At 37.5% G+C, this 15593-nt stretch carries 13 protein-coding genes; 5 read left to right on the top strand and 8 right to left on the bottom strand.

Annotation, left to right across the window (positions count from 1 at the left end; translation table 11 throughout):
* Nucleotides 1-44: 44 nt before the first annotated feature.
* On the top strand, nucleotides 45-1094 hold the full coding sequence (locus JIV24_RS04710; protein ID WP_200463860.1) for a TRM11 family SAM-dependent methyltransferase: 1050 nt from the start codon (nucleotides 45-47) through the stop codon (nucleotides 1092-1094).
* A gap of 338 nt (nucleotides 1095-1432) precedes the next feature.
* Here JIV24_RS04710 and JIV24_RS04705 read toward each other — a convergent pair whose 3' ends face one another.
* Together JIV24_RS04705 and JIV24_RS04700 are read right to left on the bottom strand one after the other, a co-directional pair.
* Nucleotides 1433-2230 (bottom strand): FkbM family methyltransferase, encoded by a 798-nt coding sequence (locus JIV24_RS04705; RefSeq protein WP_200463859.1) that lies wholly within the window; start codon nucleotides 2228-2230, stop codon nucleotides 1433-1435.
* 505 nt (nucleotides 2231-2735) lie between these two features.
* Nucleotides 2736-3185 carry a cold-shock protein gene (locus JIV24_RS04700; RefSeq protein WP_200463858.1) on the bottom strand — a complete coding sequence of 150 codons (450 nt, stop codon included), beginning with the start codon at nucleotides 3183-3185 and terminating at the stop codon, nucleotides 2736-2738.
* 345 nt (nucleotides 3186-3530) lie between these two features.
* Here JIV24_RS04700 and JIV24_RS04695 point away from each other — a divergent pair, with 345 nt between their 5' ends.
* Nucleotides 3531-5417 (top strand): DUF4139 domain-containing protein, encoded by a 1887-nt coding sequence (locus JIV24_RS04695; protein ID WP_200463857.1) that lies wholly within the window; start codon nucleotides 3531-3533, stop codon nucleotides 5415-5417.
* A gap of 64 nt (nucleotides 5418-5481) precedes the next feature.
* Complete coding sequence (locus tag JIV24_RS04690) at nucleotides 5482-6204, top strand: SIMPL domain-containing protein (RefSeq protein WP_200463856.1); 723 nt, start codon at nucleotides 5482-5484, stop codon at nucleotides 6202-6204.
* Between the two features lie 72 nt (nucleotides 6205-6276).
* On the opposite strand, the gene JIV24_RS04685 is transcribed toward JIV24_RS04690, so the two are convergent.
* The 5 genes from JIV24_RS04685 to JIV24_RS04665 form a co-directional block, all read right to left on the bottom strand.
* Nucleotides 6277-6597 (bottom strand): hypothetical protein, encoded by a 321-nt coding sequence (locus JIV24_RS04685; RefSeq protein ID WP_200463855.1) that lies wholly within the window; start codon nucleotides 6595-6597, stop codon nucleotides 6277-6279.
* A 152-nt stretch (nucleotides 6598-6749) separates the two neighbouring features.
* Entirely contained in the window at nucleotides 6750-9269 is a 2520-nt protein-coding gene (locus JIV24_RS22755; RefSeq protein ID WP_289047970.1) for a TonB-dependent receptor domain-containing protein, read from the bottom strand.
* Between the two features lie 251 nt (nucleotides 9270-9520).
* Complete coding sequence (locus tag JIV24_RS04675; RefSeq protein WP_200463854.1) at nucleotides 9521-10408, bottom strand: FecR family protein; 888 nt, start codon at nucleotides 10406-10408, stop codon at nucleotides 9521-9523.
* Complete coding sequence (locus tag JIV24_RS04670) at nucleotides 10405-10893, bottom strand: RNA polymerase sigma-70 factor (RefSeq protein ID WP_200463853.1); 489 nt, start codon at nucleotides 10891-10893, stop codon at nucleotides 10405-10407. The genes JIV24_RS04675 and JIV24_RS04670 overlap by 4 nt, the downstream gene beginning before the upstream one ends.
* 153 nt (nucleotides 10894-11046) lie before the next feature.
* Nucleotides 11047-11991 (bottom strand): hypothetical protein, encoded by a 945-nt coding sequence (locus JIV24_RS04665; protein ID WP_200463852.1) that lies wholly within the window; start codon nucleotides 11989-11991, stop codon nucleotides 11047-11049.
* Between the two features lie 238 nt (nucleotides 11992-12229).
* Here JIV24_RS04665 and JIV24_RS04660 point away from each other — a divergent pair, with 238 nt between their 5' ends.
* Together JIV24_RS04660 and JIV24_RS04655 are read left to right on the top strand one after the other, a co-directional pair.
* Nucleotides 12230-14215: a right-handed parallel beta-helix repeat-containing protein gene (locus JIV24_RS04660; RefSeq protein ID WP_200463851.1), complete on the top strand. Its 1986-nt coding sequence runs from the start codon at nucleotides 12230-12232 to the stop codon at nucleotides 14213-14215.
* A gap of 103 nt (nucleotides 14216-14318) precedes the next feature.
* The gene (locus JIV24_RS04655) at nucleotides 14319-14786 is read left to right on the top strand and encodes a hypothetical protein (protein WP_200463850.1); all 468 of its coding nucleotides are present in this window, start codon (nucleotides 14319-14321) and stop codon (nucleotides 14784-14786) included.
* A 181-nt stretch (nucleotides 14787-14967) separates the two neighbouring features.
* On the opposite strand, the gene JIV24_RS04650 is transcribed toward JIV24_RS04655, so the two are convergent.
* Nucleotides 14968-15411 (bottom strand): hypothetical protein, encoded by a 444-nt coding sequence (locus JIV24_RS04650; RefSeq protein WP_200463849.1) that lies wholly within the window; start codon nucleotides 15409-15411, stop codon nucleotides 14968-14970.
* Nucleotides 15412-15593 lie beyond the last annotated feature (182 nt).

Below are 15593 nucleotides of genomic sequence, written 5' to 3'. Positions count from 1 at the left end.
CTACTGACTATTCGCTACTGACTATTTATCCCTATCTTTGCCCCATGATGAAGTATTTGATTCTGCAATACCCGGGGCACAACCGCGTGTATTATAACGTAGCGGCTCAATTGGCTGTTTCGGAGTTGAGCATTGCTGCCAAACGATTAAGTGTAAAATGTCAGAAAATTGATTTTGAAGATGTGTGTGGGGTGCGCTATATCACTATAACATTAGACGATGAGTTAAGCACTGAAGACATTGCCATCTTATCGCGCCTATCGTTTGTGTTCGCCATTTTTAACCAGTTTGGCCTGCATGCCGATGATGGTTTGGCGCCTATTCCAATGGCCAACTTCCAATACATTGACAGCAAAATCAGTACTATTCAGAAATACGCGGGCAAAACCAACGAGTTATTCACCAAAATGATGGTGAATGTTGCACTACTGGCCAGCGATTTCACTTACGATGATACAATCAGCCTTCTCGACCCTGTAGCCGGACGAGGTACTACACTGAATGAAGCTACCGTCTATGGATTTAACGCATTTGGTGTTGAGATTGAGAATAAGTCGGTACACGAGAATCAAATCTTCTTTAAAAAATACTTACAAAACGAGCGCTATAAATTCACTGCCGATAAGCGCATGGTACATGGTAAAAGTAAGAAGGATGCTATCTACATGCATGAGTTTGAGTATGCCAACAGTAAAGAAGCCTTTAAAAACAAAGAAGACCGTAAACAATTGGGCTTGATTAACGGTAACTCGCAAGATGCCGATAAATACTTTAAAAAGAATAGCATTAATCTAATTGTAGGTGATTTACCCTATGGCATTGCCCATGGCAATACAGGGGCTAATAAAGCCACCACAGGCACGCGCGATCCATCTGAATTAATTGCCTCTTGCCTGCCTGCCTGGAAAGCCGTATTAAAAAAGGGCGGCACTATTGTACTGGCATGGAACAGTTTTGTGGCACCAAAGCAAAAACTAGCTGACATATTTAAGGAACACGGCTTAAAAGTATTGACTAAAGCCCCTTACGACGGCTTCGAGCACATGGTTGATAAATCGATAAAGCGCGATATTATTGTGGCGAAGAAGCTTTAAGTTGCTTCTTGATATTTTCCTGGTTTTGATATAAATCTTGACCGTATTTTAACCAGCTTGCAGCAAATTGTTTATATCGGCTGCACGGATAAACGGGGCACTGATGGCAATATCTCAAACCACGTTTTTCGACGCAACAAACATAAATGCTTTTGCATTTACGTCCCTTACAACCAGCTTCAAAACCCGCACATTTGTTTTTAGGGCGTTTGTAATTGGGGCGTTGAGCACAGTTAATACCGCATGGAGGTTAGTTTGGAGTGTAAATAGTCATCGTTCAATTAGTGCGAACTCACATTAGCTAATTCTAATAAAGTTAATGAAAAATGGTTGACGTATTAGCGATTTTCCAATACATGTATTAATTCTGTTTCATCTTCATTAACAGCAATAAAATTTGGACCAAGAAAATCTTCATATTTAAAATCATACTTCCTGAATTCTACAGTTTTAGGAAATATCTTTCCCACCTTATAACCGTAGGCATTTAGAAGTTCATAATAGTCGATCAGTAATTTTTTGGTGGTAATATTAATATAGCCATATTCAAACTGTATGGCTTTGATGCTTTTACTCTTTAATAAATTTTCAAATCCTCTAATGGCATCATATTCGGCGCCTTCAAGATCCAGTTTAATAAAATCAATTTGATCCAGTTTATTCTCAATCGCAAAACTATCGCCACTAATCAACTCTATAGTTTGCGTTTCATTGGAGACTTTTTTGCCACCTTTTAATTCAAATAATGAGGAGTGTGTACTTGAATCAAAAAGGTGAATTTCTTTCTGACAATTATTAACAAACAGTCCTTTGTTAACAGCAACCACACTGTTGATGTCTTTAACATTGGCAACTAAAGTATCAAAGGTGCTCTTCACTGGTTCAAAAGCATAAATCGTGCAATCTGCATGAAACCGATTTAGCATTTTACTATAATTACCAACATTAGCACCTCCATCGATAATCACTTTAGGTTTAAAGGCAGCCAATTTCTTATGAATGATTAGTTCTCCATTACTGTAGATGTCATGATTACGATTCTCGTAAAGACGATTTAATGCCCGGCCAAGCCCGGCTAGTTGTTTAAAGCAGTATGAATGTGTATTGCGTTTAAATGCTCTCTTAATTTTTTTCATGGATTAGTTCGGGTTATCATTGTTAACCTAAACTAATTATAATTAACGAGTTTCCAAAGGGGCAAGAACACATAGCGATTTTTATCGCTATTATTTGATGAAAATATCTAATAGTTCGATGATCGTAGTTTATAATAATCGACCAATATTGTCCTAATTATTTTTACCAATTGGGCTTTCAGCCCAAACCCGACTTCATTTCTTGCCTTGAAGCAAGAAACGCAAGCAAAGAAATTCAAGGCTACACCCGCTTCACTCAAAAAAGCTACGTTTGATTGACTGAAATCGATTAAACTCAACTTTTCTCTCCCCTCAAAAAGTCGCAAACAGAAATCGATTCTTAACCGTCAAATCAAACTTGTTTTTTGGTTTACCGGCTGAGGCCGTTTCGTAACATGATGCTTAGAGCCTTGAATAAAATCGTTTAGGACGCTATTGATAATCGACAAAAAAACCACGCATAATAATTATGCGTGGTTCATTTTATATCATTGTATCTAAAAGATTAAATCTTCTTAACGCGAACGGCATTTAGCCCTTTTAAGCCTTGCTCTAATTCAAAACTTACCAGGTTACCTTCAACTATTTCTTCTAATAATCCATTAACGTGAACAAAGAAACGCTCTTTTGTATCTTGCTCAATAATAAATCCGAAACCTTTCGAACTATCAAAAAAGTCAACTCGTCCTTTTTTAATTGGATCTTCTTCTACATCCTCTTTTTTAGGAATACTAATCTCGATACTCTCGGCATCAATTTTTTCCCTCTTTTTGGTTGGATCTGGGGGTGTTGTTGAAATATTTCCAAACTCGTCAACATAGGCAATCATATCATCAAGCGATGAACTCTTTGGATTAGCTTTTCTTTCCTCAAGCTTCTGCTGTTTTTCTTTACGTTTTTGTAAACGTTTCTTCTCTTTTTCCTTCTTGCCAAATGTTTGTTGCGATTTCGCCATTAGTAATTTTTCATTTTAAATTAAACTTAACTGCAATAGTAGTGAATTATTTGTAATTATCCTGTCTAAATAGCAAACTCTATTTATTTGCAAATCAAATAGCTAATAAAAATTGCCTTAATTCTTGCAATAGAATGATGTCAATTTCCAAGTAGTCTATGACTATTTTTTTCAATTAGCAGCATGTAAACCGTCTTTACAAACAATTAACCAGACACATATAAACTTTCAATTTACTGCATTATAAGTTAGCTGTCAAAAAAAATATTCAATCGTTTTATGGAATAACATCAACAGGTGCATCCTTAAAGCAAAATACGATTTATAAATTAAACAGACAGAGCTATGAAATTACTAAACCTCATTCTTTTATGCCTACTAGTCGAAACCATATTTGCTAATACTACTTTTGAAAAGGAAATCACTTCAAGTGTCAACGAAGTAACCGTTTTTTTGAAAGGAGCGCAGGTATCGCGTCAAACAACCATTGAGCTAAGCAAAGGCGTACAAACTCTAAAGTTTACAAAACTATCCCCATTTGTTGATACTAAAAGCATACAGGTGAAGGCCAATGGCGATTTAATAGTTTTATCCGTTAATCATCAGCAAAATTACCTTAATCAGGTCAAGCAATCGGATGAACTAAATGCTTTAAAAGAACAGCAAAAGCAACTTAATGAAGAACAGCAGTTGCAACAAACTTACCTTGCTATTATAAAAGAAGAATTAGAGTTCTTAAGAACCAATCGAAACATTGCTGGTAATAATGCCATTGATCTTACAAATCTTCAGCAAACATCAGATTATTATGGCAAAAGACTGACTGAACTTAAATTGAAAGAGATTGACCACAATAAAAAGATAGAACATTTGAAAAAAGAAATACAAAACCTTCAGCAGCAAATTAGCGCCCTGTTTGGTGTTAAAGAGTTTCCGAGTGGTGAAGTATTGGTTAAAGTAGATGTTAAACAAGCAGGTAAAGCACGCTTCGTTCTATCATATTTGGTCAATAATGCAGGCTGGTTTCCATCGTACGATATCAGAGCTAAAAATGTGAATGAACCAGTTCAGTTAATTTACAAAGCTAATGTACGCCAGGACACAAAGGTCGATTGGAAAAATGTTAAACTCACCTTTTCATCATCAGACCCAAAAGCGTCGGGTGTGGCTCCACAGTTACAAACCTATTACCTGGATTATAACCTTTTGCCTCCGAGCTATAAAAAAGCTATAAATGAAGTAAGTGGCCGTATTTTCGATGATAACAATCAATCTCTGCCAGGAGCTAACGTGGTTGTCAAGGGAACAACAATTGGAACAGTTAGTAATGCCGATGGTTTTTATTCGCTTACAATACCCAACAAAGTCGATTATCTTGATTACTCATTTATAGGATTTGATACAAAAACACTGCCTATTACCAGTCAGAATATGAATGTAAAATTAACACCCAGTCAGCTTGCTTTAGATGAAGTTGTGGTAGTGGGATACGGAAGCGGTAGTGATTACTCTAAAGCCCTACAAGGAAAAGTAGCGGGCGTTTCGAGTAGAGCAAAAAAAGAGAAACCAATACGCATTAGAGGAACTAACAGTCTGGCAGTACCAACGCAACAAATTCGTAATCAAACAACGCTTGATTTTAAAATAAAGCAAGCCTATTCCATTCCGGCTGATAACAAAAACTATACGGTTGATATGGATGCCTATGAATTACAATCGTCGTATCAGTATTACTGCGTACCTAAACTGGATCGTGATGCCTTTTTGATAGCACAAATAACCGATTGGGAGCAATATAATTTACTGGAAGGTGAAGCTAATATCTTTTTTGAAGACACATACATTGGAAAAACCTTACTTGATGTGCGATTTGCCAGCGACACCCTTGATATCTCATTAGGCAGAGACAAGCAAGTACAGGTTACCCGTGAAAAAGCAAAGGACTTTACAACGAAACAATACATTGGCACTAAAAAGCAAGAGTTAAGAGTCTGGGAAACCATTATCAGAAATAATAAAAGTGAATCTATTAATATGATGGTACTCGACCAAATACCAATTTCGACACTCGAAGAAATAGAGGTTAAAATTGAAGAACTTAGCAAAGGAAAATACAATAAAGAAACGGGTGAAGTTAACTGGCAACTTAATATGAAACCCTCAGAAGAAAAGAAATTACAAATACGCTATTCAGTCAAATATCCTAAAAACCGTAACTTGGTGATAGAATAATTTAGGAGTGAAATGCGCTTTAAACATCTTAATATTAAACGATTATTAACTTAAAATAAACAATATGAAACGTTCAACCTACATTAGCCTTTTCTTATTATTTATTAGTTTGACTCTATCGGCACAAACGACAAAACACATCAAAGTTGAAGGCATTGCCCGCATTAGAGAAGTGCCTGAAGAGATTATCGTATCGGTCGATTTGAGCATTAAGGATAGCCTGTATCAGGCATGTTTTAATCAATCGATGAAATCACTGAATGCTTTGAAAAAGACGTTTAAAAAGAACGGAATAGATCCAAAGCTGATAAAATCAAAAAGCATCAGTGTGAATGAAAGTTATGAATATCGTCATAACAAACGAGTTAAAACGGGCTATGTCTCTAACATTTCTTTGGAAGTAAAGGGACAATTCACCCAGAAATTCTCGGAATCATTGTTAAAAAGCCTCGATCAGGAAAACCTGGATATTAATTACCGTATCGGTTTTGGCTTTAGCGATGAGCAAAAAACAAAACTTAGAAAGAAAGCTATTGAATTAGCTGTGACCGACGCTCAAGAAAAGGCTGAAACAATTGCCTTGGCAGCAAACCTGAAGATTGCTGGTATAGCAACTATAAAGTATGGTTCGTCAGCGTCTTTCTATGAACCGGTTGATATGTTAATGGACACTGAGTTTGATACACCACCAATTACCAGACAAGCCAAAAGCTTTTCAGGCGTCGAACTCAACCCCAAAGAGCACCAAATTCAAAAGTCGATTTATATTGAGTGGGCATTTGAATAAAACAAAAGGCTGTCCGATTTGGACAGCCTTTATTTTCATATCATAAATGAGATGATTTCCTAAAAAAGCGTATTAAGCCTCTTCTTTCTTCTCACACTCTTTCTTACAAGCTTCGTCACACTTCTCTTCGCAGTCAGCTTTTGCAGCATCAGCAGTCTTATCTTTATCACAACAAGCTTTTTTCTCAGCATCTGTGCATTCAGTGCTATCCTTATCGCAACAAGCTTCGGCTTGTGCAGCATCTTTTGGGCAACAAGCTTTTTCAGCAGGCACTTCAGTTGTTGCTTCTACAGCAGTTTTTTCTTTGGCATCTTCGCCTTGTGCATTTGTTTTCATACCACATGATGAAACCACCATGGCTGCCACTGCTAATACTACTAGAATTTTTTTCATGTCATTAATAGTTTGAGTAAATAAATTGTATGTGAATGTAGTTAATAAAACTCCAATTCAGATAGCTGCATTTGATTACGATTTTGTAACCAAAGAGTTACAATTATACTCATTTATTAGAAAAATTAGGCAGTGAAAACTATTCTGATCGTTTAAAAAGATAATTTAAGATACAAAAGAGGGGTAAAAGGTACTGCTTCTGAATTAATAAAGACCGAGTTAGTTTGATCCTTAGGAATGCGACTAAATTGATTGTATTTAATATTGTAGACATCGGTTACATTCAGTACTGAGATCCCGACTTCACCGCTAAATTTTTGAGATGACAAACGATACACCAACGAAGCATCCAGGCGGTTATAATTTGGCTCAGTATATCGCTGGTTGACATAATCCTGAAAAGATTTAAAAAAGGGAAATCCTGAACCATAAATATAACTGGCTGAAAGGTGGAAAGATCCAATATTAAATAATCCGGCCACCTTCACCTCATGTCGCTGATCCTGGCTTGAACGACGGTATCCATCCTCCTCGAAATAAGAGAAATGCTCTTCTGTTTTGCCTAAAGAATAGGATGCCCAAATGGAATGTCCTTTAAAATCCTGCTTGACATAAAGATCGACCCCATACGAACGGCTGTCTCCATAAAAAATAAAATCGTTTTGACGGTAACGAATAAATCGGGTCAAACCATCATTCTCTTTAAAATAGGTATCAATGCTAAATAAGAACTTCTGCCGCGTATACGCTCCTCCGAGTACATAATGGGTTGAGCTCAACACAGGCACTTCATCATTATCCGCTAATGTCCATGTATAAAGATAATTACCATCTTCATCATCAATCGAACTCTTGACCACGAATTGATGATATCGCCCCCATGAGGCATTCAATTTAATGTTACCAGATGCTCTGAATGACAAACTAAGGCGAGGATCGAAATAAACTTTATTAACAAAAAATGAATGGTTATATCGTAGACCAGCCGTTAAGCTTAAACGCTGATTTATTCGGAATCGATCCTGTACATACAGAGCTAATCGATTAGCCCGCTCCGACAGGTTGATATATTCAATACCAAAAGAATCTTCAGTCAATACTAAATCGTTGTTTATCCACTCCAAACCAACTGTTATCGTCTGTTTTTCTCCGGCCAGTAAGTTATTTTCCCAATTAACACTTACTTCACTCACATCATTTTGGGCATTATCATCCCTCTTTACAAGGTTAACATTCCTTCTCGCAGAACTGTCTTCACGCCTTAAGGAGTAATTAGATTTGAGAGCCGAATAGCTCGCTTTCAGAGATGAAGAATGGCCATTCGACCATGTTTTACCATAAAATACTGTGCTGCCAATCTGTTTATTATCTTCCTCCTGTTCATGGTTAACATTAGTATCTACTTCTTGTCCTTGTTTATTTTCGCGCTTAAACTGGCGGTCAACATCTAATTCAAAATTATCGGCACCATACAACATGCTCATATAAAACAAATCTCCATTGTCGCCCTGCAACGAATACTTCACATTAAAATCGCGAAAATCATACGCTGGCGTTTCGGTGATATTATCGCTTCCTATCATCATGTTATTGGGGTATTCAATATCTTCCGAACCAAACAAATTATAATAGGTCTGTCTGAAAGCCAACATTAGAGATGATTTCTTATTCATTGGCAATTCAACCATGCCATTTAAAGTCTGGTTGTTAAGAAAGAGATTAACACCGGGCTTAATGGTACTACCATTTTTACCTGTTATTCGAACAATGCCACCTACCACGTCATCGTTCGAAGCCCCGTAGCCACCTTTATGAACCTCTATATTTTTGGCCATGTATGGGTTAACCGCGCTAATGTTATCATTAAAATTTTTTAAACCCCAAATGGTGAAGCCATCAAAAGTAACGCGGCTAGTTCCTTCAGGGCCTCCCCAGATGATTAGGTCATTAGGTTGTTCTCCCGCTGCCAGAATACCGGGTTGTAATCGTAACAGGTTAAACACTGAGTTATCGCCGTTACCCGGCAGGTAATTAGCAATGTGATGGTTTAAACTCGTCAGACCCGACTCCTCTCCTATCTGCGTTGCTTTTTCAACAATATTATTGGTGACCACCACTTCTTTAATTCCAACGGCTGAGGGATTCAATACCAGCGTGTGACCATTACCTGCCACCAGGGTCGTATCCAGAATATAACATCCCAGATGCGATGCTTTTATCTGATACACACTATCATCAGAAAAATTGAAGCTAAACACCCCCTTGATATCCGTTACAGACTGCTGACCATTAGCCATTATATGCGAAAAGGGCAACGGTTCACCCGATCCCTTTTCAATAATTTTTCCAACTAAAGTATAATGCTTTGGTTTCTTCTCTTTTTTAAGCGGAAAGATGATATAGACTTCATCATTTTTCTCGAAATCAAGTGGTAGCCCTTTGAGAATCGTTTTGAGGGCTTCATCAGTAGATTTAAAGCTTTGTTTGATGCTTATCTTGTAGTTGGCTAACAAGGCATCATTAAACGAAAATTGCAAATTATATTGTTCGCGCCACTCAACCAGTATTTCATTCAGGGGTTTAGACAGGTAATCCACCTCAATAGATTGTGCTTTAACTACTGAGATGGATAAACTCCAAATACATATGAAAATGGTGATTACTTGTTTCACTCAAAAACCTTTAGTACGGAGTCCGAAGCTCGAAGTCCGAATGTAAACTACTTTTAAATCCCTTCGCCTTTTGTTGACACACCATTGTGAAAGTCGGCATATATTATTCATTTACTATCACTTGACAATACTGTCGATTTGAATAATTGATGAATCGCTAACTCTAACCCGGGAATCCGAAATATTACAAGTCATAATGCTTTCAATAATTCCTACATCGTACATCATCAATCACACATCCTAACATCCAACTACTTACTCACTTTATAGCCATAACTGGTTTTCTCAAAATCGAGTCCCAAGCCACGGCAAATTTTGTACATCACATCGTCAACCGAACGTTCACGTGAGAAATTACCGGTGTATTGATATCCCATTTGTTCGTTTAGTTTAATGCTCACGCCATATTGACGCTCAACTTCTTCAAATACATCTTCAATATCAGCACCAGTAAAAATAAACATATCGTGTAACCACGAAATGGTTTCGCTCATTTGAGCTTCCTCTTCACTTAAAACGCGACCATTGTCTTTGATGTAGGCCAGCATATTAGGGGTAATGTCGGTTGACTCGCCACTTACTACACTCACTACACGTACTTTACCAGTATAACAAGTTACTTTGTATTCATTTTTGCGGGCATAGATATTAAAGCTGGTTCCTAATACAATGGTACGTCCCATGGATGAAACCACCTCAAACGATTTACCTTTTTGTACTTTAAAAAAGCCTTCGCCTTCAAATTGTACTTCTCGATTAAAGCGCCACCAGAAAGGTTTGTACTTAATCACAGAGCCAGCATTAAGTTCAATGCTTGAACCATCTGGTAATAAGGCTGTGAGGTGCTGTCCGGCCTGTGCATTAACAGTTTTGGTATACAAACTAAAGAATGCTGTAGTACCTAACAATATAATTAGTAGCGCCGCAACAGACATGAAGACCGGACGTAAACTTCTTACTTTAGCTTGTGGTTGCTGAATCATCTCCTTTTCGGTCTGTGACAAATCATCCATCATCGCCTCCATCTCCTTCCAAACGTCGGCTTTTGAACGCGAGTATGGCAGCTCAACCTTAGGCAACGACTTCATTAAGTCATCATCATTGGTCCATTGTTCGTTATGTAAATCTTCTTTTTTCATTGTACTGCCAGTTCTTGTCTTAAAAATTGCAATGCGTTTTTCATCCGCTTTTCTACTGCCTTTATGCTTAATTCGAGTCGTTCGGCTATCTCGTGATACTTGAGTTCTTCCACCCGGCTCATCATGAAAACTTCTCTTTGAATCTCCGGCATTTCCTTGAGGGCTCTTTCGTAAGTCCTTTTCAGTTCTTTGTAATTAAGCTCCTCTTCGGGCGACTGACTCTCGGCATTATCAGGCGGCCTTGCTATAAACTCCTGTTCTGTTTTGCTTCGCCTGTATTTACTGATAAAGGCATCTTTTGCCATTTTATAGAGTAGGCCTATCAGTTCCTTGGGCGGTTTATCCAGTTTCTTTTCCCACAGTTTCATAAACACATCTTGTGCTATGTCGGTGGCTAGCTCAGCATCTCCACAACGGTAATAAATGTAGTTACGCAGTGGATCGAATTGCTCATTAAATAAACTTTTAAAATCTTCCCGCTTCAAAATAAATAAAATTGATTGTCTTTCCGTTAGCTAAGTTAGTACGTAAAAAGTAAACCTATATGTTTCGTTGTTTCTATTATTTTTTTGAAAAACCCGAAGTAGTAAGTTTACTACTCCGGGGTTAGCTCTCAATATGAGTGAACGGGAAGTTGTTTAAGCATTAGTATCTTCTTCTTTCTGACGTCTTTCACGCTTGCGTTCGCCAATATTAAATTCTTTGCTACCTTCTTCAGTTGTCATGGTTGCAACGCGGTCGCATTCCATATCGCCATAGTTAATGGTTGCAAACTCAACACCGTTTTTAGATAATGATACTTCTCCGGCAACAATCCAACGACATCCGCCTTTTTTGATAAGTGGTGAAGTAATATCACGACGGTAAACATTGTTATCTGAGTCTTGACACTGAACAAAACCTGTGATTTCAAAAATATCATCGGTGTGATCAAGTGGAGTTTCCATACCTTGCGTCCAGATGCGATTGCGTTCTGAAACACGGTCTATAGTTGTTCCATCTTCCGGTAGAGTAAATGTTAAATCACGAACAATATTTACACTTAAACTTTCAGACTTAAAAGTTTTAACGCTTGTCCCAACAATAGCAACTCCATCAACGCTAAACTCATCGTATGTAACAGTTCGTACTCCATTATCACGACGAGGTGCTGTTTGATAAATTTCGATGATCCCAGCAATAACACGACCATTCTCTAATTCAGTTGATTCACCATAGTTTAAGGTAATCGTACGTGGCCATCCGCCTTCTTCTTTCACAATGTGGATATCCGGACATTTACCCCACTTGTAACGGTTGCGGTAGCGTGTTTGATTTTGCTCACCATCACCACCTGCTTTAAGGGTTGTTCCGGCTTGCTCGGCTGCTATTTGTTCAACTGCCTCATCTGTTCCGGTAAATAAATCAACTTCGTATTCAGCTGCTTCGGCCACATCATCTAAAGATGCTTCGGTTGTTACAACTGACTCGGTTGTTGATTTTAAATCAACATCTGCCATGGGCATTTCGTCAATTATGTTGTCATTCTTATCGCACGATACTAATGCTGCTGCAACTGCTAATGATAATAATACCTTCTTCATAACTTTTATTTTTATGTGATTAGTTTATTCTGTTTCAAGAGCATTTTGATGATTCCTTTGAATCGGTTTTAAGTACTCTTACATTGGCATACCGCATCAACTTATTTTTACCCTACCGAAAATTTGATTTTTTTTAGAATAATTTGAATATAGTACCTTTACGTTAGTAAATACAGTATAACCAACAACACTACACCGCTGATTATCTTTTACTAACAGTTATCACAAAATCAGAAAAATGAAAAAGACAATATTATTAATATTGTGCATGTTATTTTCAATGTCACTACATGCTCAAAACACTCACATCTTTATCAGCAACACAGGCGATAACACAAATGACGGAACAAAAGACCGTCCATTACAGTCTATTGAAGCGGCATTGAGGCACATTAACCAGCACTTGAGCGAATCATCAGATTCTATTGTCATCAATATCGCAAGTCCTGTTTATCGTAGTTATTCTGGTATTCGAATTAATAATCAGACACTAAAAACATTTGATGGTACACTTATTGTCCAGGGACAATCAAAAGAGTCGACCAGTATCTGTGGAAGCGTTGTGATCGATGATTATAAAAAGTTGAATCGCCAACATCCTTTGTATCGGAAAAATCCAAAGAATGGTGAAAAAATCATTGAGATAAGTACAGCTAAGTTGCCCATAAATCAGCAAAAGATACGCCTGGCTGGTTTTGCAGGAAGTAAGCAGTCCAAGAATTATGCATTAAATGAAATCATCTTCAATAATGAGCCAATGTCGCTTAGCAGGTGGCCCAATAAAGGGTATACTAAATTTTCAGGTGTTGCAAAAAAGCAGAGTGGAGATACAACTTTATACGGCATCAAATTTCAAAATCAAAAAATCAGTGAGTGGGCAGATGAACCCAACATCCTGCTGCATGGCTACTGGTATTGGTTATGGGCTGATGCCTATGAATCAGTGAGCCACATTGCTGCTGATGATAACATACTATGGTTAGAGCCTCCCTATAATAACTATCTGTTCAGAGGCGACAAACCCTTTGCTGCTGTCAATGTTATCCGCGAAATCGATCAGCCGGGCGAATATGCTTATGACTATCAGAATAAGAAGATATATTTCTTTCCTCCCGATGAAATAGAGAGCTTAGAGTTATCGGTTTGTCAAACTCCTCTCATCGAGATAGAGAACTGCAATAATGTTATTATCAGAAATCTGAGTATTAAAAACAGTGCACACACAGGTATTAAAATTGTGAACAGCAATAATGTACTGATTGATAATTGCGCAGTTACCTCTGTAGCAAGAGAAGGGATGATAATTGATGGAGGCCAGCACAATAGTGTTATAAATTGCGAAATATGGAACACCGGACGCGGCGGTATACGCCTCAACGCAGGTTCTTATAGCACATTGGAAAGTGGGTACGCAAGTGTTAAAAACTGCCACATACACCACTTGTCGCGCATCGATTTAACCTACACCCCGGGTATTTGGGTAGATGGTGTCGGCATCAGCATATCACACTGCACCATGCACAACATACCCAGCAGTGCCATCCGCCTGAATGGCAACGACCACATGGTGGAATTCAATACAATGTATGCCGTGGTGACCGAATCGGATGATCAAGGCGCCATTGATATGTGGGGAACCGCCAACTACCGGGGCAATATTATCCGTTATAATCATTTTTACAATGTTGGCCCGCAGAATAACGATGCCATTGATGCCGCACATGGCCGGGCAGGCGTGCGACTGGATGATGCCATCAGTGGTGTGTTGATTTACGGTAATGTATTTAACAATAGCTCAAAAGGTAAGTTTGGAGGTATACAGATTCATGGCGGAAAAGAAAACATTGTCTGGAACAATATTTTTTATGACTGTGATAAAGGAATGTCATTCACTCCCTGGAGTTTTGACCATTGGAAACACTATACCCGAAAAACCATTGACACCTACCTCGATAATCAAATGACCTATATTAATAAGTACCCTCAGTTGTTGCTTTATGATGAAAATATGAACCAGAACTATGTCCTTAAAAATATCTTTATCAATTGTGACCAGTTAAAAAGAGGAAACCCAAAATTGTTAATATGGAAGGATAATGTGGAAACGGTGGTACCAGAAATCAATCAGTTTAATATTGATAAAATCAAGAGTGTGATCGACACCACTGATTTAAACTTCACTCCATTGCCGGAAGAGTTGATGAAGATATTAAAAACGAAATAGATTAATCAGGAATTAAAGAATACTATTTCCCTGCGCTTATATTATAATGGTGTGTTAGGCTTTTGCTCAGAACAACACTTCATTTTCTTTAAATTATCAACACTTGAATAAGACGGGTAAGCACGGAATAGGGGTGGGCTTTAAAACACCAGGTTGGAAGAATACTTTATTATTGTCTGATGCAGCCTACTTTTTTAAAAGGTATAATGGCACGTTTGAAGATAATAATCAGAATGAATACTACAGCAGTTATGCTTCTTTCAACGTTAATTTAGCTTATAACATTTCAAGTAACGAAAGTTTTTGTTTAATACCATATGCCGGACTCGGACTGTTTTATGAAAACATTGACGGGTATATGTCAGGAAAACCGACAAAATATTCGGGAGCTTATAATGTAAGTATCGATGATAGCCTTATTACACTTTTGGCAAACATTGGCATTCAAATGGAGTATTCTGTATCAGAGCATCTATTCATTAATGGTGGTATAAAGTTTCAATGGGTTTTTTATGATGTTAGTTATAATAATTTTCCAGGCATTACTATTGGAGTAGGATATAGACTTTAAATAATACATCACATTTCAATTTGTCAGCTACTGCAGAAATTCTTTCACATAACAGATTACACTTAACGAACAACGCTACATTTAAATGATGTAGCGTTTATATTCGTGTTATAACATGTGATAATCATTAAATAAAATAGCTCCACGCGAATGGCCATTCACGTGGATCCCAAAGTGTTGTTTATCGAAACAGAAATACAACTCTTTTTTGGTCGCTGGGCATACCAATAATGTTATTGAGATAATCATTCTTTTTGGACATGTCACCACGTTGAATAAAGCCTTCGGCGTAGGGCATCTTTGTTTTCCATGAACCCGAAGCTAAAGTCTTTTCAAAATCAGTTACACGCGCTATTGTATGGCTACCTGTAAAAACGATACAATGCTGATAAACTGTAGCTGTTTTAAAAACTTCATTAGCGTTGGCAGGAGTTAAGACATAAAGAGTATCGGCCTGCACCGATGCCAATTGTCGTATTTTTGTCATTGGACGATTAGGATCAAGCTTAACGTCTTCAAAAGAAATAACATCTCCTAAAAACTCCTGAAGCGTTTCTGCGTTGGTCTGCGCATGCGCAAATAATCCAAATGTCAATAAACAAAAGAGTGTAAACGTTTTTTTCATGTTCTGTATTTGTATGATTTGATGAATACTATAATTGACTTAATTAATCATCTTATTTTGTTGATAAAGAACGATTAGACGCGATTTATAGAATAAGGTTTCATTCGAAACAAAATATTATAAATATAAAATCATACCTTATATCTAATAGTATAATATTTACCTTAAAATGTATGCTTAAA

Source organism: Carboxylicivirga marina (assembly GCF_016612505.1).
Taxonomy (GTDB): Bacteria; Bacteroidota; Bacteroidia; order Bacteroidales; family Marinilabiliaceae; genus Carboxylicivirga; species Carboxylicivirga marina.
Note: the sequence above shows the minus strand (reverse complement) of the source record. Positions and strands in the feature narration are given on the sequence as shown.

Coding starts and splice junctions, on each gene's coding strand:
- JIV24_RS04700 (WP_200463858.1), bottom strand. CDS start 3,185: ATGGCGAAATCGCAACAAACATTTGGCAAGAAGGAAAAAGAGAAGAAA.
- JIV24_RS04705 (WP_200463859.1), bottom strand. CDS start 2,230: ATGAAAAAAATTAAGAGAGCATTTAAACGCAATACACATTCATACTGC.
- JIV24_RS04650 (WP_200463849.1), bottom strand. CDS start 15,411: ATGAAAAAAACGTTTACACTCTTTTGTTTATTGACATTTGGATTATTT.
- JIV24_RS04695 (WP_200463857.1), top strand. CDS start 3,531: ATGAAATTACTAAACCTCATTCTTTTATGCCTACTAGTCGAAACCATA.
- JIV24_RS04665 (WP_200463852.1), bottom strand. CDS start 11,991: ATGAAGAAGGTATTATTATCATTAGCAGTTGCAGCAGCATTAGTATCG.
- JIV24_RS04685 (WP_200463855.1), bottom strand. CDS start 6,597: ATGAAAAAAATTCTAGTAGTATTAGCAGTGGCAGCCATGGTGGTTTCA.
- JIV24_RS04675 (WP_200463854.1), bottom strand. CDS start 10,408: ATGAAAAAAGAAGATTTACATAACGAACAATGGACCAATGATGATGAC.
- JIV24_RS04710 (WP_200463860.1), top strand. CDS start 45: ATGATGAAGTATTTGATTCTGCAATACCCGGGGCACAACCGCGTGTAT.
- JIV24_RS04660 (WP_200463851.1), top strand. CDS start 12,230: ATGAAAAAGACAATATTATTAATATTGTGCATGTTATTTTCAATGTCA.
- JIV24_RS04690 (WP_200463856.1), top strand. CDS start 5,482: ATGAAACGTTCAACCTACATTAGCCTTTTCTTATTATTTATTAGTTTG.